General features: G+C 36.6%; 23 protein-coding genes. 15 read left to right on the forward strand and 8 right to left on the reverse strand.

The window, feature by feature from the left end; all coding sequences use genetic code 11:
- Window positions 1-182: 182 nt before the first annotated feature.
- The 12 genes from Q0W95_RS03860 (at window position 183) to Q0W95_RS03915 (ending at window position 13361) form a co-directional block, all read left to right on the forward strand.
- Window positions 183-1595 carry a sodium:alanine symporter family protein gene (locus tag Q0W95_RS03860; protein WP_297790184.1) on the forward strand — a complete coding sequence of 471 codons (1413 nt, stop codon included), beginning with the start codon at window positions 183-185 and terminating at the stop codon, window positions 1593-1595.
- A 49-nt stretch (window positions 1596-1644) separates the two neighbouring features.
- Complete coding sequence (gene arcC / locus Q0W95_RS03865) at window positions 1645-2577, forward strand: carbamate kinase (RefSeq protein ID WP_297790186.1); 933 nt, start codon at window positions 1645-1647, stop codon at window positions 2575-2577.
- Window positions 2578-2771: 194 nt separating this feature from the next.
- The gene (gene argF, locus Q0W95_RS03870) at window positions 2772-3776 is read left to right on the forward strand and encodes an ornithine carbamoyltransferase (protein WP_297790188.1); all 1005 of its coding nucleotides are present in this window, start codon (window positions 2772-2774) and stop codon (window positions 3774-3776) included.
- A 95-nt stretch (window positions 3777-3871) separates the two neighbouring features.
- Window positions 3872-4867: a DUF4236 domain-containing protein gene (locus Q0W95_RS03875; protein WP_297790190.1), complete on the forward strand. Its 996-nt coding sequence runs from the start codon at window positions 3872-3874 to the stop codon at window positions 4865-4867.
- A 142-nt stretch (window positions 4868-5009) separates the two neighbouring features.
- Complete coding sequence (locus Q0W95_RS03880) at window positions 5010-5327, forward strand: DUF6110 family protein (RefSeq protein WP_297790192.1); 318 nt, start codon at window positions 5010-5012, stop codon at window positions 5325-5327.
- The gene (locus tag Q0W95_RS03885) at window positions 5327-7402 is read left to right on the forward strand and encodes a heavy metal translocating P-type ATPase (protein ID WP_297790194.1); all 2076 of its coding nucleotides are present in this window, start codon (window positions 5327-5329) and stop codon (window positions 7400-7402) included. Before Q0W95_RS03880 ends, Q0W95_RS03885 begins: the two co-directional genes overlap by 1 nt.
- Window positions 7403-7593: 191 nt before the next feature.
- Window positions 7594-7803 (forward strand): nucleoside transporter C-terminal domain-containing protein, encoded by a 210-nt coding sequence (locus Q0W95_RS03890; RefSeq protein WP_297790196.1) that lies wholly within the window; start codon window positions 7594-7596, stop codon window positions 7801-7803.
- Window positions 7804-7925: 122 nt separating this feature from the next.
- Window positions 7926-9227, forward strand: coding sequence for a pyrimidine-nucleoside phosphorylase (locus Q0W95_RS03895; RefSeq protein WP_297790198.1), 1302 nt, complete (start codon window positions 7926-7928; stop codon window positions 9225-9227).
- Between the two features lie 158 nt (window positions 9228-9385).
- Window positions 9386-10396 carry an ornithine carbamoyltransferase gene (argF, locus tag Q0W95_RS03900; RefSeq protein WP_297790200.1) on the forward strand — a complete coding sequence of 337 codons (1011 nt, stop codon included), beginning with the start codon at window positions 9386-9388 and terminating at the stop codon, window positions 10394-10396.
- A gap of 378 nt (window positions 10397-10774) precedes the next feature.
- A complete protein-coding gene (locus Q0W95_RS03905; protein ID WP_297790201.1) occupies window positions 10775-11734 on the forward strand; it encodes an ABC transporter substrate-binding protein in 960 nt (319 codons plus the stop codon).
- Window positions 11735-11743: 9 nt separating this feature from the next.
- A complete protein-coding gene (locus Q0W95_RS03910; protein ID WP_297790203.1) occupies window positions 11744-12619 on the forward strand; it encodes an ABC transporter permease in 876 nt (291 codons plus the stop codon).
- Window positions 12606-13361 carry an ATP-binding cassette domain-containing protein gene (locus Q0W95_RS03915; RefSeq protein ID WP_297790204.1) on the forward strand — a complete coding sequence of 252 codons (756 nt, stop codon included), beginning with the start codon at window positions 12606-12608 and terminating at the stop codon, window positions 13359-13361. The genes Q0W95_RS03910 and Q0W95_RS03915 overlap by 14 nt, the downstream gene beginning before the upstream one ends.
- 125 nt (window positions 13362-13486) lie before the next feature.
- Here Q0W95_RS03915 and Q0W95_RS03920 read toward each other — a convergent pair whose 3' ends face one another.
- The 7 genes from Q0W95_RS03920 to Q0W95_RS03950 all read right to left on the reverse strand — a co-directional run bounded on the left by Q0W95_RS03920 (window position 13487) and on the right by Q0W95_RS03950 (window position 20514).
- The gene (locus Q0W95_RS03920; RefSeq protein ID WP_297790205.1) at window positions 13487-14281 is read right to left on the reverse strand and encodes a metal ABC transporter permease; all 795 of its coding nucleotides are present in this window, start codon (window positions 14279-14281) and stop codon (window positions 13487-13489) included.
- The gene (locus Q0W95_RS03925) at window positions 14275-14946 is read right to left on the reverse strand and encodes an ATP-binding cassette domain-containing protein (RefSeq protein WP_297790206.1); all 672 of its coding nucleotides are present in this window, start codon (window positions 14944-14946) and stop codon (window positions 14275-14277) included. Before Q0W95_RS03925 ends, Q0W95_RS03920 begins: the two co-directional genes overlap by 7 nt.
- Window positions 14943-16325, reverse strand: a complete 1383-nt coding sequence (locus Q0W95_RS03930; protein ID WP_297790208.1) for a metal ABC transporter substrate-binding protein — start codon at window positions 16323-16325, stop codon at window positions 14943-14945. Before Q0W95_RS03930 ends, Q0W95_RS03925 begins: the two co-directional genes overlap by 4 nt.
- Complete coding sequence (locus Q0W95_RS03935) at window positions 16309-17004, reverse strand: ZinT/AdcA family metal-binding protein (protein WP_297790210.1); 696 nt, start codon at window positions 17002-17004, stop codon at window positions 16309-16311. The genes Q0W95_RS03930 and Q0W95_RS03935 overlap by 17 nt, the downstream gene beginning before the upstream one ends.
- A gap of 303 nt (window positions 17005-17307) precedes the next feature.
- On the reverse strand, window positions 17308-18837 hold the full coding sequence (gene ahpF, locus Q0W95_RS03940; RefSeq protein ID WP_297790211.1) for an alkyl hydroperoxide reductase subunit F: 1530 nt from the start codon (window positions 18835-18837) through the stop codon (window positions 17308-17310).
- A 1-nt stretch (window position 18838) separates the two neighbouring features.
- Window positions 18839-19408: an alkyl hydroperoxide reductase subunit C gene (ahpC, locus tag Q0W95_RS03945; protein ID WP_297790212.1), complete on the reverse strand. Its 570-nt coding sequence runs from the start codon at window positions 19406-19408 to the stop codon at window positions 18839-18841.
- A 197-nt stretch (window positions 19409-19605) separates the two neighbouring features.
- A complete protein-coding gene (locus tag Q0W95_RS03950; RefSeq protein ID WP_297790213.1) occupies window positions 19606-20514 on the reverse strand; it encodes a DMT family transporter in 909 nt (302 codons plus the stop codon).
- 397 nt (window positions 20515-20911) lie between these two features.
- Between Q0W95_RS03950 and Q0W95_RS03955 the strand changes: the two genes are divergently transcribed.
- The 3 genes from Q0W95_RS03955 to pepF are packed head-to-tail and all read left to right on the forward strand — an operon-like array spanning window position 20912 to window position 24505.
- Window positions 20912-22000, forward strand: a complete 1089-nt coding sequence (locus tag Q0W95_RS03955; protein WP_297790215.1) for a glycerate kinase — start codon at window positions 20912-20914, stop codon at window positions 21998-22000.
- A 27-nt stretch (window positions 22001-22027) separates the two neighbouring features.
- Window positions 22028-22711, forward strand: a complete 684-nt coding sequence (locus tag Q0W95_RS03960) for a rhomboid family intramembrane serine protease (RefSeq protein WP_297790217.1) — start codon at window positions 22028-22030, stop codon at window positions 22709-22711.
- Window positions 22712-22726: 15 nt separating this feature from the next.
- A complete protein-coding gene (pepF, locus tag Q0W95_RS03965) occupies window positions 22727-24505 on the forward strand; it encodes an oligoendopeptidase F (RefSeq protein WP_297790219.1) in 1779 nt (592 codons plus the stop codon).
- Between the two features lie 271 nt (window positions 24506-24776).
- Here pepF and Q0W95_RS03970 read toward each other — a convergent pair whose 3' ends face one another.
- On the reverse strand, window positions 24777-26198 hold the full coding sequence (locus Q0W95_RS03970) for a sodium:alanine symporter family protein (protein WP_297790220.1): 1422 nt from the start codon (window positions 26196-26198) through the stop codon (window positions 24777-24779).
- Between the last annotated feature and the right edge of the window lie 499 nt (window positions 26199-26697).

The following is a 26697-nucleotide window of genomic DNA, read 5'->3' on the forward strand; positions in this document are numbered from 1 at the left end:
GCGTCAGATGTGTATAAGAGACAGGTATATAATATTAAAAACTATAGTAAAAATTAATAAAAGGTTAAATCCTGATTAATTAATATTAAATTTTATAGTTTTTATATGGTAATTAAAGTTAGCATCCACTTTAATTAAAAAAGGATGATGGTTTGTAGTAAGTTTTTAACAAGGAGAAGTTTATGGTAGAAATTATTGAATCGTTTACGGAATGGCTATGGGGCTGGCCCTTGTTGGCTCTTGTGATAGGTGGGGGTCTGATTATTAATATTAGAACAGGATTTATCCAACTTAGATATTTCCCTTATGTGATGAAACAAACTTTTGGCAAGATGTTCTCAAAAGATGACGGAGGTTTTGGAACAGTATCAGCCTTCCAAGCAATGACTACAGCTCTTGCTTCATCAATAGGAGCGGCGAATATTGTTGTTGTTCCCACAATAATCTTTGCTGCGGGGCCTGGAGCAATTTTTTGGATGTGGATAACGGCAATAATTGGTCAAGGCACTAAGTTTGCAGAAGTTGCCCTATCTATTAAGTACAGGGAAAAGAATGATGATGGAGATTATGTAGGAGGTTGCTCTTACATGTTAAAGAATGGCTTGAAGGGAAAGCTTGGTAAGGCACTAGGAGGTTTGGCTGCCTTCTTCTTTATGATAGAAATTCTTCCATCAATAACCCTCCAAACTCTGGCAGCGGCAGGTCCTATAAAAAATGTATTTGCCCAAACCAACCTAAATGAGAATCTTATAAAGAATATAGCTATAGTAGTTATCTTCATTTTAGTATCTGTAGTGGTTTTTGGCGGAGTTAAGCAAATCGGCAGGGTTACTGAAAAAATGGTACCTATAATGGCAAGCTTGTATGTGCTTTTTGGTATAATTATTATCCTTATGCACATAAGCGAGTTGCCAAGGGTAATAGGACTTATCTTTAAGGGAGCCTTTGATCCACTTGCTGTTGTAGGTGGAGTAGGGGGTGTGAGCCTATCCCAAGTTATTTCCAAGGGAGTTGCCAGAGGAGTTTACTCCAACGAAGCAGGTATGGGTTCTGCTGGCTATGGTCATGCGGCCGCAACAACCGACCACCCAGCTAGACAAGGAATGTGGGGAATCTTTGAAGTGTTTGCAGATACAATTGTAGTCTGCACAATATCAGCTCTCACTGTCCTTCTTACAGGAATATGGCAACCAAACATGAGCAAGGAAGCGATTAGTCAAGTATCAGCAGTTGCTGTAGAGAGAGCTTTCAACACGCTTTTTGGACAGCTAGGTTCAATAGTTGTTTCCATAAGTCTATTTCTCTTTGTTTTATCAACAATCATAGTAATAGTATTTTATTGTGAAAAACAAGCGGAATATCTTTGGGGAACAAGAATAGGTAAGCTAATGAGACTTATAGCATCACTTATGATTATCTTAGGAATCTTCGTATCCTTCGACAAGGCAGGAGTTTTCCTAGACTTTACTTTGGGGCTTGTAGTTATACCAAATATGATAGGGCTCGTTGTTATGAGCAGAGAGGTAGCCGAAATAAAAAAAGAATTCTTTGATGGAGACAAGTATTACAAACTAGATCAAAAAAATAAGAAATAAAGCCAAGATATAAAGACGAACCATCATTTACCATAAGAAAGGAGCATAAATGAAGACAATAGTAGTAGCTTTGGGGGGCAATGCCCTAGGCAATAGCCCACAAAAACAGCTAGAAGTAGTAAAGGGGTCAGCTAAAGCCCTTGTAGATATTATAGAAAAATATGAGAGGGTTGCCATAGTTCATGGTAATGGTCCCCAAGTTGGGGTGATAAACCTAGGTCTTGCTAAGGGAGCAGAAGTTGATGAAAGTCTACCTAAATTTCCTTTGGTAGAATGTGTTTCCCTAAGTCAAGGCTATATTGGCTACCACCTCCAACAAGCCATCGGAAATGAAATTGAAAAAAGAGACTTAGATAAGAAGGTGGTAACGATAATAAGCCAAGTAGAAGTAGCTAAAAATGATCCAGCCTTTTCTGAGCCAACTAAGCCTATAGGAACTTTTTATAGCAGGAAAGAAGCCGAGAAAATCGAAAAAGAGGACGGCTATAGCTTTAAGGAGGATGCTGGAAGAGGCTATAGGAGAGTTGTGGCAAGTCCTAAGCCTCTTAGACTTAAAGAACTAGATATATTAGAAACTCTACTTGCCAACAATACAACTGTTATCACAGGCGGAGGTGGTGGCATTCCTGTTTTTGATGAAGATGGTGCTAGTGTCGGAGTTGATGCTGTCATTGATAAAGATTTTGTTGCGAGCAAAATATCGGCAGATATAAAAGCGGACAAACTTCTAATTCTAACTGCGGTTGATAGTGTTTACATTAATTTTGCTAAGGAAAACCAAGAAGAGTTAAGGGATATAACAATTGATGAGGCAGAAAAATATATAGAAGAAGGCCAATTTGCCAAGGGTTCAATGTTACCAAAAATTGAAGCCTGCATCAAGTTCTTAGAAGAAAATCCACAAGGAGAAGCTATAATCACTTCCCTAGATAAGGCTCTTTATGGCCTAGAAGGAAAAGTTGGGACAAGAATAACTAGATAATAATTAAGCTTTGCTAATAGTAAAAAACTAGGAATAACTTTAGAATAAAAATGGACCAGGCAAGGTATTACTTAGGATAAAATTATTCTTAACCTAGTTATTTGTAAATTATGATAGTATGATTTTATGGAAAGGTATGCTTACAAGTATGCTAGAGAAAGATTAGCAGTAGGTAAAATTAAAAGGAGATAAAAATGGGAGTTAATTTAAGGGGACGCAATTTATTAGCTATTAAAGATTTCACAGAAGATGAAGTATTGTACTTAATCAAATTATCAGAACAATTCAAAAATTTGAAATTAACAGGAACACCTCACAACTACCTTCAAGGGAAAAATATAGTTTTGCTTTTTGAAAAAACATCTACAAGGACAAGATGTTCATTCGAAGTAGCTGGCATGGACCTTGGTATGGGAGTAACCTACCTTGACCCAGGTTCAAGCCAAATGGGCAAGAAGGAGTCAATCGCTGATACTGCAAAAGTCTTGGGAAGATTCTATGATGGTATTGAATACAGAGGCTTTAGACAAGACTTGGTTGAAGAACTTGCTGAAAATGCAGGAGTACCAGTATGGAATGGCCTAACAGATAAGTGGCATCCAACACAAATGATTGCCGATATGCTAACCATAAAAGATAACTTCGGACATCTTCGTGGGCTAAACTTTGTATATATGGGAGATTGTAGAAACAACATGGGCAACTCTCTTGCGGTAACATGTGCAAAACTTGGTCTAAACTTCATAGGCTGTGGACCAAAAGACCTCTGGCCAGAAGAAGATGTTCAAGAAATAGCTAGAGAATTTGCTAAAAAGCACGGTACAAAAGTTGAATTTAGTGAAGATGTAATGGCAAGCACCAAAAATGCAGATGTAATCTATACCGATATTTGGGTATCAATGGGAGAGCCAGAAGAAGTTTGGGCTAGCAGAATCGAACAACTTCACCCATACCAAGTAAACAAGAAAGTTATGGATAATGCCAAAGAAGAAACAATCTTCATGCATTGTCTACCATCTTTCCACGACCTAAATACAACAGTTGGTAAGGACATCTATGACAAGTTCGGTGACAAGTACGACCTAAATGGTATGGAAGTTACTGAAGAAGTATTTTTGTCAAAACAATCTAAGGTTTTTGATGAGGCTGAAAATAGGATGCACACAATCAAAGCAATTATGTATGCAACACTTAAATAAGAATTTACGAGTTGACCTGTCAGTTGGAGCTGGCAGGTTTTCTTTGGTTAAAAGTATTCTCTCTTATGATATAATACTTGTGAAAGGATGATATTATGGGAATTAGATTTAGAAAAAGCATAAATTTGGGTCTGGGTTTTAGGATAAATATGTCTAAGACTGGTCCAGGATTTTCTTGGGGTGGCAAGGGCTTTAGGCTAACAAGAACGGCTAGTGGAAATATTAGAGGAACTGCCTACCTACCAGGTACGGGGCTTTCCTACCAAAAGGAGTTCAAAAACCCCTTGGCTAAGGAAAGTAGACAAGGATCTAGAAAAGAAAAAAATGAACACAGGCAAATGGAGGCTTACGAAAATGAAAAGTCTTACGCCCTAGATTTTAAGAATATAAAATCAACTGGCCTAAGTGAAATAATTGAAGCAGCGAGGGATGAAAGACCCTACAAGCTCTTAGGTCTTATCCTAGTTGTGGCAGGTATATTTTTATTTTTTATCAATCCATCTCTTATTGGTCTTTCTGCAATAGGGTTAATTCTATATTTCTACAAGAAAGAGGGTCCCGAGGTTGACATTGACTATGATTTTAATGAAAACTCTAAGGAAGAGTTTGCCCTAACTAACAAGCTTCTTGCGGGTATTCTTGAAAGTGATGAGGTATTTTTGATTGAAGCTATAGCAGAAGATGGTAATAGACTAGTAATTAGCAAGAGAAGTCCCCTAAAAATAACTAAGAACCTTCCAGGGAAATTTAAGACAAATGTTGAAGTTACAAGTCTATGGAGTGGAAACTTTAGCCTAAGCTTCTTGCCAGATGCACTCTTACTTGCAGAAACCAATAGCTACAAGGCGATTTCTTACGAAGATATGGAAGTTGACCTTAGGGCTGAAGAATTTGTAGAATTTGGACATGTAGCCAAAGATGCGAATCTTATAGAAAAAACCTACCTCCACGCCACCAAGGATGGTCAGCCAGATAGAAGGTATAAGGATAATCCAGAGATTAGCTTAGTTGAATATGGCATATTAGAGATGAAAAATTCTGATTTTGATATTTTGCTAGGATTTTCCGACACTATAATCGATGGAAAGTAAGAATAATTTTAAAGTTAGAAAATCCCCCTCTGTTCAAAATCAAATAAAAAGAGTATAATATGAAGTATAAACAAGGATTTTAGGCTTAAATAAGGACAAACTTTATAAAGAGTCTAAATCCTTAGAATTTAAGGAGGATATCATGTTAGAAAAGAAAGCATTAAGCGTTGGAGCAGGATTATTGGTAGGATTAGTTGGAGGAAAAATTCTAAACTCAAAACTTGCCAAAAAAGCAACAGTTAACACAGTTGTTGGAGGCCTAAAGGTAAAGGAATCTATTGATAAAACTCTTGAATCTATCAGAGTTTCAGCAGAAGATGTCCTTGCAGAAGCTAAGGAAGTAAAGGCTAAGGAAGAAGCTGAAGAAGCAAAAAAAGAAGCTGAAAAAGATATTGAAAAAGTAGCTTGCGAATGCGAGTGTGGATGCGAAGAAGAAACAGCTGAGGAAGAAAATAAGTAATGAGAGCCTCTATTGCTCATAGAATTGAGGGCAGAAGCCGTTTCACCTATGAAGATTATATCAAAGAGGAAAATCTAAATAAGCTAAAATATCGCATAGAAGAAATCGCAGGAGTTAAATCTTGTAGGGTATCAATCCTCACAAAGTCCATCACTGTGAATTATGAGGAAAGATTTATTCCACAAATAGCTAGGGCGATTCTTGATCTAGACCTAAAAACTATTGAGGAAACTTCTATAGAAAGAGCAGACTTCCAAGCTCAATCTGAAAATGACATCTTCCATATTTTAAGAGATGCCATGTATACTAGGATATTTTTCAAATATATCCTACCTCAACCTCTAAGCACTATCGGTCTATTTATTAGGGCCTATCCATTTATCAAAGCAGGAGTCAAGTCTTTGATTAAAGGAAAGGTAAATGTAGAACTCTTGGATGCAACAGCAATTTCAATCTCTCTTGCAACTAGACAGTTTGGAGATGCGGGTAACATTATGTTCCTTTTGGGACTTGGTGAAAAACTTGAAGATTACACAATGAAGAAGTCCCAAGAAGACTTAGCTCATTCCCTTGCCTTAAATGTTGATAATGTTTTTGTAATTAAAAATGGCGAGAAGATTATCAAAAATATTAAGGAAGTTGAAGAAGGAGATTTGGTAGAAGTTGAGATGGGTAACTCCATTCCTGTAGATGGCAAGGTCATCAAGGGTGTTGCCATGGTCAACGAATCTTCTTTCACAGGAGAATCAAATCCTGTCAAGAAATCAGTAGGTTCCATAGTTTTTGCAGGAACTGCTCTTGAAGAAGGGGCAATCCTAATAGAAACTAAGAAAAAGTATGATGAATCTAGGTTAAGCCATATTATAGAACTTATTTCAGATAGCGAAAAGAACAAGTCTTTAGCTCAGAAAAATGCAGAAAATATGGCAGATAGCCTAGTTAAGTATTCTTTTATAGGAGCAGGACTTACCTACCTTCTTACAAGAAACCTAGAAAAGGCCAAGTCATTCTTGATGGTAGATTTCTCATGTGCGTTAAAACTAACAATTCCTATAGCTATAATGAAGGCTATTAGCCAAGCATCTGAGGAGAAAGTTTTGGTTAAGGGTGGTAAATACCTTGAAAACTTATCTAAGGCCAATACAATTGTCTTTGACAAGACAGGTACCCTAACTAAGTCTGAACCAAAGGTTGCAAAAGTTATTGCCCTTGATGATATCGAAGAAGATGAATGCTTAAGAATTGCAGCTTGTCTTGAAGAACACTTCCCACACTCTATAGCAACTGCTGTAGTAGAAGCTGCTAAGGAGAGGAATTTAAGACACGAGGAGATGCACTCTAAGCCTGAATATATAGTAGCCCATGGTATAAAGACTACTATAGTAGACAAGGTAGCTATGATTGGCTCAGAGCATTTTATCTTGGACGATGAGAGAGTCGAAATAGACAATAAGACTAGGGATATAATTGATAGACTCAAAGAAGATTATTCTCTTCTCTACCTAGCCTTTGCTGATAGACTTATAGCAGTAATCTGCATAGAAGATCCTCTAAGGGAAGAAGCCAAGGATATAGTAAAGGATCTTAGAGATTTGTCCTTCGACAACATAGCCATGCTTACAGGAGATGCAGAAAATGCAGCAAGGAGTGTAGCAGAAAAGCTAGACCTCGATTATTACAAGTCCCAAGTTTTGCCAGAAGATAAACAAAAATATGTAATGGATGAGAAAGCTAAGGGAAGGACAGTTGTAATGATAGGAGATGGAATAAATGATTCTGTAGCCCTATCAAGTGCAGACGTAGGCATTTCAATGCACCAAGGTGCTGATATAGCCAAAGAAATTTCTGACATATCCATAGCAAGCGATAGTCTAGACGGCCTAGTTGATGTTGTAAAACTATCAAAGGAGATGGATAGGAGGATAAAAACTGATTACAAGCAAATTGTGTCTATAAACTCAAGTCTTATAATCTTAGGAGTTCTAGGAATTTTGTCAAATACAAGTTCTTCACTCCTTCACAACCTATCAACAGTTATGATAGCTGGTAAGAACATGAAGGATTACAAAATTTAATAAAAATTCAAACAAAAAAGGCAAGACCCAAAGTCTATATAAAAGACTCTAGGCACTGCCTTTTTTATTTATCCGATATTATAACTTCAATATCCTAACTTTTCTAATAATAAGTCCACTCCTAGTTGCTAAGTATTTAGTATTTATCCTGAAACGATTTTTCCTATATTTTTTTTGCACCAAGGGGTTAGTTGATAGGATTTGAGGGTAAAGAAATATTAACAGCAGGAAAACTTTTTAGTTCTAAGTTTATCCTTAATAAATTTGTTGCCTTTGGAAAGCTTGGACCAATGCTTGGACAAATGAGTGAGAGACTAGGTTTCATGCTTGCGGTTTCCTTGGCAGGCTTTGCCAATGTAAGTTCAATAGGAATTTGTATATCTGGAATATCAGTTCTTTGACCAGAAAAAAAGACCAGTCCTCCTTGCCAAGCCTACTCTAAGGGCGATGGTAGCAGGTTTTTGTGTAAGCGTACTTTAAGCTTAATTGTTGGAATTTGCTTAATATTTTAAAGGAGATTAAAATGAGATTTATAGACGTAATTGAAAAAAAGAAAAATAAGGAAGAACTTACAGATCAAGAAATTCAATTTTTTATAGACAAGGTTACAGATGGTTCTGTTGAGGACTATCAAATAGCAGCTCTTCTTATGGCAATAAGGCTTAATGGGATGACAGACCATGAAACAGCTAAGTTGGCTGAGGCCATGATGCATTCTGGAGATGTAATCGACCTATCAGATATCGAAGGCATCAAGTCAGACAAACATTCAACAGGTGGTGTTGGAGATAAGACCTCAATGGCGCTAGGGGCAATGGTTGCCGCCTGTGGACTAAAACTTGCCAAGATGAGTGGTAGGGGGCTAGGACATACTGGAGGAACCATAGATAAGCTAGAATCAATAGAGGGTTTTAACATATCTCTAACAGAAGAGGAATTTAAAAAACAAGTAAATGAAATTGGCCTTGCCATAATCGGTCAAACTGGTGATCTCGTCCCTGCGGATAAGAAGCTCTACGCTCTTAGAGATGTTACAGCAACTGTAGATTCAATTCCTTTGATTGCTTCATCAATAATGTCTAAAAAGCTAGCTTCTGGGGCTGATACTATCCTTCTTGATGTAAAATATGGGGAAGGTGCTTTCATGCACACCCTAGAGGATGCAAGAAAACTTGCCAAAGCTATGATTTCTATAGGCAAAAGCCTAGGGAAAAATACTATGGCAATTATTACAGACATGAACCAACCTCTTGGAAACACCATTGGTAATGCTCTTGAAGTAAGGGAAGCTATAGAAACTGTAAGAGGTCATGGCCCAAAAGACTTCACTGAGCTTTGTATGTGTGCTGGAGAAATCATGCTCATGCAAGCAGGTAAGGCAGAAAATAAAGCCCAAGCAAGAAAAATGCTTGAAGAAGCGGTAGCATCCGGTAGGGCCTACGAGAAATTGGAAAAAATGGTTGAATACCAAGGAGGAAATGTGGAACAAATAAGAAATAACGATCTTCTTCCTCAAGCTAAGTACCAAACAAAGATGCTCGCCAAAGAAGAAGGCTACATAGAAAATATCCACTCTATGGGTCTAGGTATTCAAGCCATGAAATTGGGGGCAGGAAGGGCGAAAAAAACCGATCCAATCAATTATGCAGTCGGTCTTGAAATGAATGTTAAAAAGGGTGATTATGTAAAAGTTGGCGACCTTCTTTGCACAGTCTACCATGATACAGACCTAAGTGAAGAATGGATAGAGGACTTCTACAAGACTTTCTCCTTTACAGACCATGAAGTCAAAGCAATTCCGATAGTTGAAGAAATAATTAAATAATATATGAGGCTGTTATAAAAACAATAATCCTATCCCTGAGGCTTTTTTAGGAGATTTTTAGAATATCCTAAGAAATTGGCTTGCTTTATAATTTGCTACAGCCTCTTTTTTACCGTACAAACCTACAAATATGGTATATTATAAAAAAGGAGAAAGAGATGGAAATTGATTTACGAAATAGAAACTTCCTCGATATGAAATATTTTAAGGAGGAAGAAATCCTATATTTGATAGATTTGGCAGAAGACTTTAAGAAACTCAAAAGAGAAAAGAAAGCTCACAAGTACCTAGAAGGACAAAACTTGATTTTGCTCTTTGAAGAAGCCTCAACAAGGACAAGAACCTCCTTTGAGGTAGCGGCCTTTGATTTGGGCATGGGAGTAAGCCTCATAAATTCAAATTCAAGCAAGCTCGGTGAGAAAGAGTCCATAGAAGATAGCATAAATGTTTTTGATAGGTATTTTGATGGGATTGTCTACAGGGGCAACAAACAAGCTATGCTTGAAAAATTGGTCAAAATGACTGAAGTGCCAATCTATAACGCCATGACGGACAAGAGCCATCCTAGTCAGATGATCTCTGATATGCTAACCATAAAAGAAAAGTTTGGATATCTTCGTGGGTTAAACTTGGTTTATTTGGGCTATCCTGGAGATATTATGCCCAATTCTCTAGCAGTAACCTGTGCTAAGCTTGGGATAAATTTCACAGCTTGCGGTCCTAGGGAATATTTTCCACAAAAGGACTTCATAGACTTATCCCAAGACTTTGCGGAAAATCATCACTCAGAAGTAATCTATACAGAGGATTTGCAAGAGGCTGTGAGGGGAGCGGATATAATTTATACAGATATGTGGATTGCCCTAAATGAGATGGAAAAGGTCCCTGTAGATAGGATTTACAAGCTTTATCCTTATAGGGTTGATAGTAAAGTTATGGCGAAAACTCATGATAATTCTATATTTATGCATTGTCTACCAGCTTTTCATGACAAAAAATCGAAATTAGCCCAAAAAGTGATAGCCCAACTTCCTAAGGATATGGATTTTAATGGGATGGAAGTAACTGATGAAGTCTTTAGATCACAAAAATCTATGGTTTTTGACCAAACAGAAAATAGGATTCCAGCAGTTAAGGCAATTTTGTATTCAACCTTGAAGGTTGACTGAGCCTTGACCTTGTATGGATAATATTAATTCAAATAAATAAAAAATTAAAAATATTTGACAAAAATTTCTAAAGGATGTATTATCTAGTTAAAGAGAAAATGTGATTACAGAAAGACGGTTTATATGAATTACCATAGAGAAAAGACGGTTGGTGCAAGTCTTGTAAGGATTATTTACTTATTCCATCTGTAGACAGAATAGCTGAATGAAGTAAGCTATTACGGAAGCTACCGTTATCAGAAGCAAGGAGTTGATAGACTTCTGTTGAGATAATCTTTTTAGATTATGAAATTAGGTGGTACCACGAATTATACTCGTCCTATGGAGGGCGAGTTTTTTTATTACCCAAATCTATCAAATAAAAATAAGGAGAATGTTATGAAAATCAAAAAAATATTAGGACTAGGACTTGCGTGTCTCATCTTGGCATCTTGTGGCAAGGCTAAAAGCGAGGATAAAGAAGCTAAGGCAGAGGGGAAACTAAAGGTAGGGATTGTTCAAATTGCCGACCATCCATCACTAGACGCTGCTAGGGAAGGCTTTATAGAAAAACTTGATAGCGAAAATATTGCTTATGAGTTGATAGACCATAGGGCAAACGGAGACCTTGCCTTAGTCCCACAGTTTGCGACAGATTTAAAGAGCAAGAAGGCTGATTTGATTTACACTATAGGAACTCCTGCTGCCCAAGGGGTTTCAAATACCATCAAGGATAAACCAGTTTTGTTTGCCGCAGTAACAGACCCTGAGGGAGCTGGTCTAAAGGGTGATAATGTTAGTGGAGTTTCAGACTATGTTGAAGCTGGTAAGTTAATCGACGATTTTCTAAAATTATATCCAAAGGCAAAAGTTTTTGGAACTATGTATAACACCAATGAACAGAACTCAGTTGTTCAAATTGAAGCCTTAGAAAAAGCCCTCAACCAAAGGGGATTGAAGCTTGAAAAACAAGGGGTCTCTTCAATCAACGACATCCCTCAAGCTATAGCAAGCCTAAAGGGCAAAATAGACGCCATGGTTACAGTTACTGACAATGTTGTAGTAAATGCTATGCCAGTTATTAGCGAAGCTCTCATAAAGGAGAAAATTCCATCAATAGCCTACGACGAAGGAAGTGTAAAAAATGGAGCCTTGATGAGTGAGGGGGTAAATTACAAGGACCTAGGCAGTCAAGCTGGAGCTATGGCTGTAGAAATTCTAAAAAATGGTAAAGCAGTCAAAGACCTTCCATATGAAAAGGCAAATACTTTAAAGACTCTTGTAAACAAAAAGACCGCCGAAGCTCTTGGCTTAGATTTAACAAATGAAATTTTAAAAGATGCAGAAAAAATCGACTAAGGAGAAAAAATGACTGGACTAGCACAAAGCCTAGGGGCATCTGTAGAGGTTGGATTAATCTTTGCAATCCTCGCTATGGGCTATATGATGACCTACAAGTTTCTAAAATACTACGATTTGTCCTTGGAGGGAACTTATCCACTCGGAGCCTTTCTGGGGGCGATTCTTATCCAAAAGGGTCTTGGACCATATCTGGGAATACTTGGAGCTATAATTGGAGGAGGACTTGGAGGACTTCTAACTTACTTCTTCTACAAAAAGGTTAAGGTTGACCCTCTTCTTTCGGGAATCCTCACCCTAACAATGCTTTATTCAATCAACCTAAGAATTGGAGGTGTAAGCAACATTCCGATAGCAGGAAATCCTAGTGTTTTTGGAGACCTACCAAAATGGCCTCTTCTTTTGGGACTTACAGTAATAATAAAACTTGCTATTGACTACTACCTAAGAAGTGAAGCTGGTTATCTTTTGAAAATCACTGGCAACAATAGAAAATTGACCAAAATGTTAGGTAAAAATCCCGATACCTTTGTTATGATAGGTCTCATCCTATCAAACGCTATGATTGGACTTAGTGGAGCTCTTATGGCAAACTATCAAGGCTTTGCTGACATACAGATGGGAACAGCCATGATTGTTACAGGGCTTGCATCAATAATTATAGGCGATACCATCATGAAATCTTCTGATAAGCTAAGGGATAGCTCAAGAGCTATAATTGGAGCAGTTGTATATAGGATAATATCAGGTCTTGCCATCTTTTTAGGTCTTAATCCAAATGACCTAAAGCTAATCACAGCCTTGATTGTAATAGCCTTTATAGCCTATAATAATTATCTTTCTGGAAGAAAACGCAAAAGGAGTGTAGAAAATGCTCGAAATTAGAAATATAACAAAAACCTTTAACATAGGAACAAGTGAAGAAAACACAATCTTTGATAAGTTCTCCCTAGAGGTTGAAGAAGGAATTGCAACAACCATAATCGGACCAAACGGATGTGGGAAGTCTACCTTGATGAATTTAATAAGTGGTAGCCTTCCCCTAGATGAGGGACAAATCATAGTAAATGGCGAGGATATATCCAAACTCAGCGAAGAAAAAAGGTCAAAATATATGGGCAAGGTCAACCAAGACCCCAAGGACGGAGTAGCAACAAACCTTGACATATATGAAAATATGGCACTTGCCCTAAAAAAGAATGAAAAGTTTGGCTTAAAGTCTTTAAAGAAATCTGCTGATACAGATGAAATAATAAAAAGGCTCAAAGAACTAAAATTGGGTCTTGAAACAAAGCTTCACACCAAAACAGGCCTGCTATCAGGAGGTCAAAGGCAATCCCTAGCTCTTTTAATGGCAACAGCCAAAAGGCCAGACATCCTCTTATTAGACGAACACACAGCAGCCCTTGATCCAAAAACTAGCAGAAATATAATGGATATGACAAGAAGCCTAATAGACAAAGAAAAAATCACAACCCTACTAATCTCTCACAACCTAAGAGATGTAGTGAGGTATTCTGATAGGATAATAATGCTAAATAAGGGACATATAGCCCTAGATTTAAGGGCAAAGGATATAACAGAAGATGAACTTATAAAGTTGTATAAAAAAGAACTTGGCGAATAGAAAAACTGGCTAGGCTATAGGATCTCTACCGATAATATAGCTTGCCAGTTTTTATTTGCTAAATTTTAAGCTGTTACTCATTTTTCCTAAAAGTCTTACAGGTAAAATAAATCTTTTTAGTTAACTCATTTTCTTAAAAATTTTTTATAAAGTGCAAAGACAGCCATGCCGATAATTGCATTTACTACAATAGCCCCGCCTGGTTTGATGTCAAAATTATAGGATAGGATAATACCTAGCATCATATAAATTACACCAAGAATAGTAGTTATGAAAAAAGTTTGTTTGTAGGATTTAGCTACTATAAGGGCTGTTGCAACTGGAAGAACGATGAGGCTTGTAACCATCAAGGCTCCAATTATTTTAACAGATAAGGCTATAGTTATAGCTGCAAGGAGGGTAAAGATAGCATCAACAGCTTCTACCTTAACCCCAGAAAGCCTTGCAGTATTTGGATCTATGGCAATAGCTAAAAGGGCTGAATACCTGCTTACAGAAAGGATAATAATTAAGACAAACACAATGGATGTATTTATTATATCAGCTGTGGTAACTGATGAGATCGAACCAAAGAGGTAGGACTCGAAGGAATTACCACCAGGAGCGAAATCTGATAGGATGGCTGCTATACCAAGACCTGTCGACATTATTACTGCTGTTGCCATATCACCATATTGGGGAAATTTTTTTCTTATTAATTCTATAAGAAAGGCCGCTATTACACAAATAATAGCAGATCCTAAAAGAGGATCAAAGCCAAGGATAAGCCCCATACCAACGCCTGCAAGGGCTGTATGAGATAGGGCATCGCCTATCATTGAGGTCTTTCTATTGACAATAACTATTCCTATAATAGGAATCATAATAGAAAGGAGAAAACCTAGAAGTAGGGCTTTTCTCATAAAAGCAAATTCTAACATTCTACAAGCCTCCCTTCAGTCATTTCATATTTTTTCATAGCGAAGTTAAGGCTTTCCATTTCCTTTAGTTCATGAGTCACCATGACAATAGTTATGGAAAATTTCTCTGAAAGAATGTCTATGGTTTCAAAAAAATTAGCCTTACTTTCCTTATCTACACCTGCTGTAGGCTCATCTAAAATGAGGATTTGTGGGTTATTAATCATTGCTTTGGCAATCATTGCTCTTTGGGCAAGTCCGCCAGATAATTCATTAACAGGAGTATTGATAAAATCCACCATGCCCATCTTATTAAGGATATCCTTAGCCTTTTTGTAATGGGATTTCCTAGGGATTTTGATAAAACCGAAATCCTCATAAAGATTTAAAGATACAAGCTCCAAACAAGTTATAGGAAAAGAAATCTTATTTACAATATTTATTTGAGGAAGGTAACCGATATCTTTATAGGACTTATAATCTTCGATATTCTTTCCTAAAATCTTTATCGAACCTGTATCTTTTTTTAGTTCACCTAACATTAATTTAATCAAAGTTGACTTACCACTGCCATTACCACCAAGGATAAGGGCCAAATCTCCCATCTCTAGGCTAAAATTACAGGATTTTATGACGGGGATTTTGTTGTAGGCAAAGGTCACATCTTTTATTTCTATTGCTTTCATTTTTCCTCCTCGGCCATAGAATTGTAGAGATTTTCTAGATTCATTCTCATCAAATCAATATAGTCTTGATTTTTGTCTTTTTGTTCTTTGCTTAAAAACTCCATAGAGGTAAGAGGAGAGATCTTAGCCCCTATTTCTTCTGCCAGAGCCTTGGCTTGTTTTGGATTTTGACCATATTCATAAAAGACAGTTGAAATATGGTAATATTGCGAAAAGTCAATAGCCTTCTTGATTGTCTTTAGACTTGGACTTTCAAGGCTAGTTAGGCCCTGGAGAGGGTATTGGTTAAGATTAAAATCTCTAGCTAGATAAGCGTAAGCATAATGGAGGGTTAGGAAATTCTTCCTATTTTTATCAAGCTTAGAGAATTTATCTTTATATTCTGCATCTATATCTGTCAATTTATCAACGTATTTTAACTTATTTTTTCTATAAAGTCTTTCGTGGTCCGGATATTTTTCAATAAGTTTTTCTTGGATGGCATTTAGGTATTTCTTAGCATTGACAATAGATATCCATGAGTGAGGGTCATAGGTAATTTTATCAAAACCTGACGAAGAGCCCTCCATAAGGGAGACCTCCTTACCCTCATCCTTTAAGAAATTTCCCTTGCCATCAGCAAAGTTGTATGGGAGCAAGTCCTCGCTTATCCTATCAGAGATGAAAATCCATTTGCCAGCTTCTGGGAAATCAAAAAATACTTCACCAGATTCATGGCCCATCTCTATACCATAAACCTTGCCCTCTTCTATCTTGCTTGTGGATTTTTGATGGACTAGTTCGCCCTTTTGGCTCATCACTTCCTTGGCCTTTTTTACCAAATCTTTTTGGCTAAGTCCTTCATCTTTAATAAAAGCGACCCTCATCATATCCTCGTGGGTATGGCCGAAGTCGATTTTATTTTTACCCGCTTCGACATCAATCCTTGCTAGATATTGAAAATCACCAATAGCTGCTGCGCCCTTATAGGTAATGAGGTCTACAGAATCTGAAAGCTTTAGGATATCAAGATTTGGCAAATTCTCTCTAACATTATCAAGCCAAGGCTCCATATTTGCTCCATTAACAACTAGAAGGTCGCATTTGGCTAGCTTTTTCATATCCTTTGGGCTTGGTTCCCAAATATGAGGATCCTTATCCAAGGGCATGAAAGATTCTACATTTATAGTATCCCCACCAACCATCTTTGTTAGGTCACAGATTGGATAAAAAGAAGTATAAATTAAGGGAGAATCTTTAGTCTTTTTACTGTCTTTTGAACATCCGCTTGCTAAAAAGAGGATTAGTAGGGGAAAAACTACAAGAAAATTCTTTAGCCTAAATCTATAAGGACTTTTAGCCCTAAGACCAAGGGATAATATCCTACTCACTAATTTCATCTATGATTTGTTGGTCGGTAGAAGATGGTTTAACAAAGGTTGGATACCAGCCCTCTTCTTTAAGGAGGCTATCCTTATCATCACCATATCTCATGTGGAAGTGGGTTAGACTTTCTTCACCGTGGATAGGCATCATCATGAGAACCTTGTAAGGAGCATTTTCGCTTGTAGCTTCGAAGATATCCCACTCTAATTTATGGCCTTCATGTTCTGCCTCTACTTTTTCCTTGAATTTGTAATCAGCTTCGGCAATAACTTCGCCCTTAGCTTCTGGGAATTCCTTTAAGAATTTCACATGGTCGCCTGAAATTTCAAGACCACCAAAATCACATTTTCTTTTCTTTAGGTATCCTTCTTTAGCAGTCTTTTCATCTGTATTTTCTTTTTCAGCTAGGGTCTTGTAAGCAGCTTGGATTTCAGGTTTTTCTAGGTAACCACCCATGTTGTTCCATTCGCCTTCCCAATCAGCCATGCTTACTTCTTCAGAAGCTTTATCAGCATCTTTAGCATCTTCTTTAGCATCTTCAGCTGGTTTTTCTTCCTTAGCTTGTTCTTCTACCTTAGTTTCTGCCTTACCATCATCAGAAGCCTTATCATTAGCTTGATCCTTTTGGCAAGCAGAAAGGATAAGACCTAGAGAAAGGAGAGCTACTAGAGTATATTTCTTGTTGTTTTTCATAATTCACCTCATACTTATATTTTGTTAATCAGTTGACTAGTCATGATAATGATAACACATATTAAATAGTTAATCAAGAGTGATTTGCATTATCAAAAAAGATAGGGGATTAACAAAATTTTTTACAATAAATATTAGCTAATCAGTTTTAAGAATAGGATTTTAGGTCTAGTAGAAGACATTTAGAAGATAGGTAAATATTGCGAAGATAAAATAAAAAACGGTCAATCCCCATAAGGGGAAGAGACCGTTTCTTGGATGGATTTTAAAGTTTAGTTTATTAATAATTTATATGTTAGATTTTTATTTTCTCATCAAGAAGTTAAAAGCACCAAGGGCTGCTGTCGCACCTGATCCTGCTGCTATAACAATTTGTTTAAATAGCTCTTCTGTCACATCTCCTGCTGCAAAGATGCCTTCTACATTTGTAGCCCCATCTTGGCCTGTGATAATTTCTCCTCTTTGGCTAAGTTTTACTTCTGTCTTTTCTAGCCATTCTGTATTTGGCACAAGGCCTACTTGGATAAAGCAACCTGCTATATCAATCTTGTTTTCCTTTCCAGAAATCCTGTCTGTATATTCTAGGCTTTCTAGTCTGTTAGAACCATATAGGCCTGTGGTTTGGGCGTTGGTTATGATATCTACGTTAACTAGGGATTTTACCTTTTTTTGGAGGACTTCATCAGCCTTTAATTCTGGTAAAAATTCTAGGACAGTTACATGCTTAACCATGCCAGCTAGATCAATTGCAGCCTCTATTCCTGAATTTCCTCCGCCGATTACTGCTACGTTTTTGCCCTTAAAGAGTGGGCCATCACAGTGGGTGCAATAAGCTACTCCCTTGTTTCTAAATTCAGTTTCTCCAGGGATACCTATTAGCCTCCATCTAGCGCCTGTGGCTATAATTGCTGTTTTTGTTTCTAATTTTGCTCCATTATCTAGGCTTATTTCAACAAGAGCATCCTTTTTTTCTATATTATCTGCAAGGGCTCCTGTCATTATATCAACATCCAAGGCTAGGGCTTGTTCTTTCATTTGATTCATGAAATCAGGGCCTTCGGTGTATTTAAAGCCAGGAATATTTTCTATGCCAAGTGTTTCATTTACCTGACCACCAAATTCGCTTGCAATTATTCCTGTCTTGATTCCTTTTCTTGCTGCATAAATTGCTGCGGTTGCTGCTGCAGGGCCCCCACCAATTATTAAGACATCGAAAAGTCCCTTATCAGCAAAGTGATTAGCATCTATCTTAGAGCCGAGTTTATCGAGGATAGTCTCAATTGATTGTTTGCCACCCTCGAAGAAGTCCCCATCTTTAAAAATAGCTGGAACTGCAAGTACATCACGACCTTCTGCTAGGTCTTGGAACATGGATCCTTCAATCATTGTGTGATTTACAGAAGGATTTAGGATTGCCATTATATTGAGGGCTTGGACAACATCTGGACAATTGTGGCAGGATAGGGAAACTATTGTTTCAAAATCACATCCATCAAGAGCCTTGATTCTTTTCTTTATGCTAGGATCAACCTTTGGCTCGATTCCTCCAACTTGAAGGAGGGCAAGGGCAAAGGAAGCAAATTCGTGACCTAGAGGAAGACCGGCAAAGACGATTTTTCCATGGTCAAACTCTCCCTTTAGCTCGAAAGAAGGAATGTAGGTGAGTTTCTTTTCTTCGACTTTTATTTTCGAAGAAAGACTTGCTACATCATCAATAAACTCTTTAACCTTTTTAGAATTTTCACCATCATCAACAGAAAGCCCAATAACGACTTCTGTCTTTAATAAGTCAAGATATTGGGCTAGCTGGTTCTTTAAAGTTTGCTCTAACATATTAGATTTTTCCTACAAGGTCAAGTCCTGGAGTAAGGGTAGCATCTTCTTCGCTTTCCCACTTAGCAGGGCAAGCCTCACCTGGGTGAGATGCAACATACTTAGCTGCCTTAATCTTGTTGATATTTACATTTGCCTTTCTACCGATTCCATCTGCATTGATTTCGATAGTTTGGATTACATTTTCAGGATCAACAACAAGAGTTGCTCTTAAAGCCTTGCCTGATGCATCAAGAAGGTCGAGTTCTCTAGTAAGTTCTTTGTTGGAATCACCAATCATTGTGTATTCAATCTTGCTAATGGCCTGGCTATTGTCATGCCATGCCTTGTGAACGAAGTGGGTATCAACAGATACTGAATAAACTTCAGCACCAAGCTCCTTCAATTCTTTGTAAGATTCTTGCATATCTTCAAGCTCTGTTGGACATACAAAAGTAAAGTCTGCTGGATAAAAAATTAGGACAGTCCACTTGTCAAGAAGATCCTTGTCAGTAACTGTAACAAATTCCTCCTTAGCTGGATTGTAAGCATCTAAACTAAATTCTGGTAATTTTCTTCCTATAAAAGCCATATCATTCTCCTTTTTTATATTAGTAGAGATTTAATAATTATAATAATCATTATCACTCTTTCTAATATAATTATAATCATTCTAAATTAAAAGTCAAATTAAATCTTTATAAAATAACCAATAAAAAATCCTCTATGACTAAGCATAGAGGAAGATATGGTTTTTTAAATAAAATTTGCTCTAACTTTATATGCGAATTAGACCCTTCTCTTATTCAAATTAAGAATCAAAGATGCAGAAAGAACGAGGATCATACCTATAGCAAGCCTAGTTGTAAAGCTTTCTCCAAGGATAAGAACTGAAAGAATTGATCCGAAAAGAGGAACAAAAAGCTTGTAAATACCAAACTCATTAGCTGAGTGGGTTTGAAGAACAATCGTCCATATGCTAAAGGCAGTTGCAGAAATAAAGGCTGCATAAAGTAAGAGGATACAAGCCTTCATTGTGAAATGTAGGGAAGTTTGGGAAGCCATACTTCCAACAATAATTAAAACGGTTGAGCCAACGAGAAATTGGACGCCAGTAAGCAAAAATCCATTTAATCCCTTGCCGTATTTTCTTACAAGGACTGTACACAAGGCATTGATAGATGTGGAAACAATAATAAAACCCTCACCACTTATCTTCATAGATTCTCCGCCGAAAGCCTTGCCAGTATTTGTAATTATAATCCCGATTGTACCTATAATTAAAGCCATAATCATCTTTGAGTTAATCTTATCTTCTGGCAAAAGTAGGGAAGAAAATATAACGACAATAAAGGAGTTGGCAGCTTGAATAATTGAAGATTTGACCCCAAAAGTATTAGATAGACCTATATAGTAGAAAAGATATTGGACGCTCGTTTGGATAAAACCAAGGATTAAGACAAATTTCCAATCAAGTTTTTTGAAATCTTTAAAAGATCTATCAAAAATCATGAAATAGATTAAGGTTATTAACCCAGCCATAAAAAATCTTATACCTGCAATTAGGATTTTCTGACCAGTATCACCAGCACCAACCCCTAATTCAAGATAAGTTGTCTTTATAGTAGGGATGGCAGATCCCCATAATAACATCGCAAATATTGAAAAAATAATTGCTATTTTTTTATTCTTTAACAAAAAATCCTCCTAAAAATGTAATAATATTATTACTTTACTTAAAATATGCTATATATCAAAACTCTATAAAGCGTCTTATTAAAAAATAGGAAAAAATACCTACCTTACAAAATTTCAGGATAAAATTTTGCTCTTTCGCTGGTTAACTGCTATCTAACTAAAAAAACCATTACAAGGGTAATGGTCTTTGATGGTTGAAATCCTATGGATTCCATGAGTTAAACAGCGAAAGTTATATTCTTTCTAATCTAGTATAACAAGACTTGGGCTTTCTGTAAAGTGTTTTTTGGCTTAAATTAGCTAAAAATAAGTAAAGAATGATATTTTAACAAAATAATTTAAGTTTTATTACAAAAATCTGTAAAAAATTCGGGTATATACTAGGTGAGGAGATACAATGAAAACATTAATAGCTATAGATACAATCAAAAATTTTGAAAATTCTGTTACTATGGGTCAAATTTTTAGGGAAGAACTCGGCGGTGAAGTTATTCCTATCCCTTTTCTCGATGGAGGCGAAGGAACAATAGAGTCCATGAAGTTTATAGCAGGTGGCAAGTATAAGTACGTCAATGTCCATAATCCTTTGAATGAAGCTATAACTGCAAGATATCTTATAAATAAGGATTTTGCTACAATTGAGATGGCTGAGTCATCAGGCCTTTCTCTTATCTATAAGGAAGATCTTGATGTTATGAACGCCTCATCATTGGGACTTGGAGAAGTTTTTGTAGATGCCTTAGACCAAGGAGCTAGGAGTTTTTATATAGGTCTTGGCGATAGTGCTTGTAATGACATGGGCATGGGGATGCTCTATGGTCTTGGAGCAAGGTTTTATGATGAGGATGGAAATAGCTTAAGTCCAGTTGCCAAAAATTTGGTTAAAGTTAAAAGTATAGACATAGAAAATGTTGATGAAAGATTTAAGATGGCTGATATAAATATAGCGACAAGTAGCGAGATGACTCTCTTTGGGAACAATTCTTTTTTGGAAGATAGAGCCTACAGGAAGGGAGCTGATGATTATGATGTGGCAAGGCTTTTTAGGGGATGTGAGAATTTTATTGAAAGAACGTCCGAGCTTTTGGGTGTAAGCGACATCGACTTTCCTTCCTTGGGGTCTGGGGGAGGAGCTGCTTGGGCCTTGTTTACTTATTTTAAGGCGAAGATTAGTAGACCAATGGATTATATATTACAAAAAATTGATTTCAAAAATTTGCTTGCAGATGTTGATTATATTGTACTTGGAGAAGATGTAAGTCAGTTTGATGCCTATTCTTCAATAGGGATGGCAAGACTTGCCAAGAGCTATAAGGAAGATATTAAGATAATTTTTTTGCATGATAAAAATGACAAGAAAGTATCTGATGATGAATATTTTGACTATATTTGCGAGTATGATATTGACGATTACTTGGATAGGATGAGTCTAATGAGAGAAATTAGGAAACTTGCTCGTAAAGTAGATGACAAATACTTAAATTAAAGTAAAAAAGTGGTACAATTAATAATTATGAATATAAATATAAAAAAATTAGGAGAAACAAAAGTGACGGCAGTCCTGATGTTTGTAAATATCGCTGTTTTTGTTCTTATGAGCCTAACTGGCGGTAGTGAAAGTATTGAGAATCTAATTAGATTCGGAGCTATGGTTAAACCCCTTGTCCACGAAGGTGGTTGGTGGAGGATTGTTACTGCGGCCTTTATCCATATAGGATTTTTCCATATTATGTTTAATATGTACTTCCTATACAATATTGGACCTCTTTTTGAGAAACTCTATGGATCGGTTAATTTTCTTATTATTTACCTGCTAGCTGGGGTAATGGGCAATCTCTTTACCTATGCCTTTGGAGGAGCAAATACAGTTTCAGCTGGAGCATCTACTAGTCTTTATGGGATGTTTGGACTTGCTATAGGACTTATGCTAAATTACAGGGACGATGCGGTACTTAGGGGACTTGGAGCAAGCTTTATATCTATAATAGCTATAAACCTTATCTATTCACTCTTAGCACCAGGAATTGGCATCCAAGGACATCTAGGAGGCTTTATAGGAGGGATAATTCTTGCTGGAATATTTCCAGTAGTTCATAGAAATCTCCCTCTTACTACAATCCTGATATCTGTTATAGCCTTTGTGATTTTAAGCTTTTTGTTTATTAGAATTGGAAATAAGAGCCTTGCTCTTTACTAATTATAAGGAGAAATTATGGAAAGAAAAGATATAGATGAAAGATTAAAGTGGGATACCACATCAATTTATGCAAAAGACGAGGATTTCTATAGGGAAATCGAAGAAATCAATAAGCTTTCCCAAGAACTTGGAGAATTTGAAGGAAAAATCACATCAAATCTTCAAACATTCAAAGCATTTATAAAACTTGATGAAAAATTATCAAGGAAACTGGAAAAAGCTTATGTATACGCATCTCTTAGGTCTGATGAGGATACAAGAGTAACCAAATACCAAGAAATGAGTCAAATTGCTACAAATACCTATGTTGCAGTTGCTCAAGCTTCATCTTTTGTAAGACCAGAGCTTTTGGCAACCGACTATGAACTTATAAAAGAATATTTAAAGGATCCAGAAATTATTAACCTAGCTCATTACTTTGATAATATCTACAGGTACAAGGACCACACCCTTGATTCAAAAAGTGAGCAAATCATAGCAAGTTTTGGAAAAACAGCCCAAAACCCACGTTCAACTTATATGATTTTTGAAAATGCAGATTTAAGCTTTCCAAGCGTTGAAAAAGATGGGGAAGAAATCCAAATAACTGGAGCAAACTTTGTAAACCTCCAACAAGATAAGGATAGGGACTTCAGACGTGAAGTTTACGAGAAATACTACCAAACTTACAGGCAATTTGCCAATACTCTAGCAAGTACTCTTGATGGAGATTATTCAGCCCACAACACAGAAGCAAGGCTTAGAAAATTTGATTCAGCTAGGCAAATGAGCCTCTTTGCCAACAATCTTCCTGAGGAGATTTACGACAATCTTTTGGAAGTCATCCACGACAATGTAGATATTCATAGAGATTACACAAGTCTAAGGAAGGACTTTCTTGGGGTAGACGACTTAGGTTTTCACGATATCTATATGCCACTTGTAAAAGATTATGAGAGAAAAATCGACTTTGATGAGGCTAAGGAAATAGTGCTTGAGGCAATCAAACCTTTGGGCGAAGAATATGTAAAAGTTGCTAGAAATGGTTTTGAGACGGGATGGTTTGATGTATGCCCAAACAAGGGCAAGAGAGGTGGAGCTTACTCTTCAGGTTCTTACGATACCCAACCTTTCATCCTCCTAAATTACACAGATACAATTGATGATGTATTTACAGTGATTCATGAACTGGGCCATTCTATGCACTCCTACTACACAAGAAAGACCCAAAACTACCAATATGGAGCTTATTCAATCTTCTTAGCAGAGATAGCATCAACAACAAATGAGCTTCTTCTCCTAGATTATTTACTCAAAAACTCTAAGTCAGAAGAAGAAACAGCTTACTTGTTAAATTATTTTGTGAATCAATTTAAGTCAACAGTCTTTAGACAAGCCATGTTTGCAGAATTTGAACACAAGGTAAATAAGCTAGTAGAAAAAGGAGAGCCAATTCCAGCAGAAAGACTCCACGAAATATACAAGCAATTGAACGAAGACCTCTTTGGAAAGGACATAAAGGTAGATGAATACATCTCAGCAGAATGGGCTAGGATACCTCACTTCTATATGTTCTACTATGTTTTCCAATATGCTACTGGTTTTATGAGTGCAGTCGCCCTAAGCCAAAACATCCTTCATGGAACAGATGAGCAAAGACAAGCTTACCTCAATTTCCTAAAGGCAGGAGAGAGCGAATACCCACTAGAAGTTCTCAAAAAAGCAGGGGTAGATATGACCAACAAAGTTGCTATGCAAAAGGCAATGGATGTAGCAAGAGGAGCTCTCAAAGATTTAAGAGAGGCAATTTTATAAATATGCTAGGCTAAGGCGAAAGCTTTAGCCTTTTTGTGTGTTTATTTATCGGATGATTCATAGAATGCTTAAAACCAACAGTTTTCTTACAAATAAAGTGTAGAAAATATATAAAATAAACTGAGGGAAATATTTTAATCCAATAGAGTCTTTTGGAAAAGGAAAAATCGGAATATACTAGAGAAAAAATTCTACAAAAGAGCTTGAAAGAAATTAAGTAGAGGATTTTTGAACAAAAAAAGCTTTTGGAACAACCAAAAGCTTAATTTATCTAATCTTCAAAATAAGATTTCCATTTATTATCATAGGTCCACTTATAATTTCCTTTTTTGCTTGAATTCTTATAGGAATCAAAATCTTTCAACAACCTATAGAAAGGCTTGGCCATCAAAACTAGAGCGATTACATTAGGAATAACCATAAGAGCATTGGCAGTATCAGCCACATTCCAAGCAAACTTCAACCCACCTATGGCTCCTAAGTAGCAAAATCCTATATAAATGTATTTAAAGTAAGAACTTGCCTTATCGGACTTGGTTAGGTAGAAAATAGACCTTTGGCCATAATAACACCAAGATACAGCTGTAGTAAAGGCAAAAAGAATTAGGCTTACACTAACAACTAACCTCCCCAGAGGAAGAGACTTAGAAAAGGCAGCAGCAGTAAGGCTTGCACCAGATAAGTTTGGGTCAGTCCACAAGCCGGAAGTAATAATAACAAGAGCTGTCATGGTACAAATCACAAGGGAAGATACAAAAACCTCAATTGCGCCCCACATACCTTGCCTGATAGGGTGATCGGTATGACTTGTTGCGTGAGCCATAGGAGCAGTACCAAGCCCAGCTTCATTAGAGAAAATACCCCTAGCCAGTCCCCACCTAACAGACATTAGCACACCAGAACCTGCCACACCTCCAACAAGAGATTCATTAGAGAAAGCGTCACTAATGATAAGTTTAAAAGCATCAACAAGGTAGTTTCTTTGGAGAAAAATTATAAAAATAGAGCCAAGAACATAAAAAATTGCCATAAAAGGAACAATTTTTTCGGCAAAAGCCCCAATCCTCTTAATACCTCCAACAAGGACCAAAAGCATAAGCAGAACAATAAAAACTCCTGAAGTTCTTAAAGAAAGACCACTTAAATCATTTATAGAATCAGAAATAGAATTTGCTTGGACAAGCCCACCAGTTCCAAGGATAGCTATAACAGAGAAAAACGCAAAAAGCTTGGCAAGCAAAGGCTTCTTAGCCCCCTTAGAAATATAATACATAGGGCCACCAACCAACTTCCCCTCACCATCAAGTTCACGAGTAGCTACAGCCAGACTTACCTCAACCATCTTAGTCGTCATACAAACAAGAGCAGCCATCCACATCCAAAAAATGGAGCCAGGACCGCCAAACTCTATGGCAGTAGAAACACCTATAATAGAGCCCGCACCAATAGTACCAGCAAGAGCAGTAGATACAGCTTGAAAGGGAGAGATAGAATTATCGGTAGACCCGTTGTTAGCACGAGGTTTTCCGAAAGTTTGAGAAAAAATATAGAAAAAATTTCTATAAACCCAAAACCTCGACCTAAAAATCAAATACAAGCCACCAAGAAAGAGAGTAACAATCATAGGATAACCCCATAAGAAAGTTCCCAAACGTCCATTTATATCAATTATTGTTTTAAACAAAAGTATCACATCCTCTATAGTATAATTACATACTATAGACCTTTTTTTCAATTTGTAAACAAAAATATGAAAAAAATTGAAAATTAATAAATAAAATAAGGCTATATAATAAGGCTATATTATAGAAAGAAAATAAAAATAAGAAAATATTTGACATAAAGGAAAAATCCTAGTATTATAATAAGGCACGTTGAAGAGTTGGAAATTATGCAAAACAAAATAATTTGACAACAAACTTCATAGAGTGTATAATATATGTAATGCGACATGAATTAAGAGCTTAAAAAACTAAAAAAATCATAAAAAAATGATAAAAATAGTTGACAAGCAAAAAAATATGTGGTATTATATAAAAGTCGTTAAAGATGCGACATTGAACCGAGATTAACATCTAAGGATGATAATCATACAATTATATAGAATATAACAACAACCAAAGTTAATACTTTGAGTACAATGATTCTTATCGGAAGATAAGGACAAAATAAATCACGCATCAGACAGAAGT

Origin of the sequence: uncultured Anaerococcus sp., from assembly GCF_947253225.1 — a bacterium.
Taxonomy (GTDB): Bacteria; Bacillota; Clostridia; order Tissierellales; family Peptoniphilaceae; genus Anaerococcus.

Excerpts from the sequence above, each read along its gene's own strand:
- Q0W95_RS03860 (WP_297790184.1), top strand. The coding sequence starts at position 183 with ATGGTAGAAATTATTGAATCGTTTACGGAATGGCTATGGGGCTGGCCC.
- arcC (WP_297790186.1), top strand. The coding sequence starts at position 1,645 with ATGAAGACAATAGTAGTAGCTTTGGGGGGCAATGCCCTAGGCAATAGC.
- argF (WP_297790188.1), top strand. The coding sequence starts at position 2,772 with ATGGGAGTTAATTTAAGGGGACGCAATTTATTAGCTATTAAAGATTTC.
- Q0W95_RS03875 (WP_297790190.1), top strand. The coding sequence starts at position 3,872 with ATGGGAATTAGATTTAGAAAAAGCATAAATTTGGGTCTGGGTTTTAGG.
- Q0W95_RS03880 (WP_297790192.1), top strand. The coding sequence starts at position 5,010 with ATGTTAGAAAAGAAAGCATTAAGCGTTGGAGCAGGATTATTGGTAGGA.
- Q0W95_RS03885 (WP_297790194.1), top strand. The coding sequence starts at position 5,327 with ATGAGAGCCTCTATTGCTCATAGAATTGAGGGCAGAAGCCGTTTCACC.
- Q0W95_RS03895 (WP_297790198.1), top strand. The coding sequence starts at position 7,926 with ATGAGATTTATAGACGTAATTGAAAAAAAGAAAAATAAGGAAGAACTT.
- argF (WP_297790200.1), top strand. The coding sequence starts at position 9,386 with ATGGAAATTGATTTACGAAATAGAAACTTCCTCGATATGAAATATTTT.
- Q0W95_RS03905 (WP_297790201.1), top strand. The coding sequence starts at position 10,775 with ATGAAAATCAAAAAAATATTAGGACTAGGACTTGCGTGTCTCATCTTG.
- Q0W95_RS03910 (WP_297790203.1), top strand. The coding sequence starts at position 11,744 with ATGACTGGACTAGCACAAAGCCTAGGGGCATCTGTAGAGGTTGGATTA.
- Q0W95_RS03915 (WP_297790204.1), top strand. The coding sequence starts at position 12,606 with ATGCTCGAAATTAGAAATATAACAAAAACCTTTAACATAGGAACAAGT.
- Q0W95_RS03920 (WP_297790205.1), bottom strand. The coding sequence starts at position 14,281 with ATGTTAGAATTTGCTTTTATGAGAAAAGCCCTACTTCTAGGTTTTCTC.
- Q0W95_RS03925 (WP_297790206.1), bottom strand. The coding sequence starts at position 14,946 with ATGAAAGCAATAGAAATAAAAGATGTGACCTTTGCCTACAACAAAATC.
- Q0W95_RS03930 (WP_297790208.1), bottom strand. The coding sequence starts at position 16,325 with ATGAAATTAGTGAGTAGGATATTATCCCTTGGTCTTAGGGCTAAAAGT.
- Q0W95_RS03935 (WP_297790210.1), bottom strand. The coding sequence starts at position 17,004 with ATGAAAAACAACAAGAAATATACTCTAGTAGCTCTCCTTTCTCTAGGT.
- ahpF (WP_297790211.1), bottom strand. The coding sequence starts at position 18,837 with ATGTTAGAGCAAACTTTAAAGAACCAGCTAGCCCAATATCTTGACTTA.
- ahpC (WP_297790212.1), bottom strand. The coding sequence starts at position 19,408 with ATGGCTTTTATAGGAAGAAAATTACCAGAATTTAGTTTAGATGCTTAC.
- Q0W95_RS03955 (WP_297790215.1), top strand. The coding sequence starts at position 20,912 with ATGAAAACATTAATAGCTATAGATACAATCAAAAATTTTGAAAATTCT.
- Q0W95_RS03960 (WP_297790217.1), top strand. The coding sequence starts at position 22,028 with ATGAATATAAATATAAAAAAATTAGGAGAAACAAAAGTGACGGCAGTC.
- pepF (WP_297790219.1), top strand. The coding sequence starts at position 22,727 with ATGGAAAGAAAAGATATAGATGAAAGATTAAAGTGGGATACCACATCA.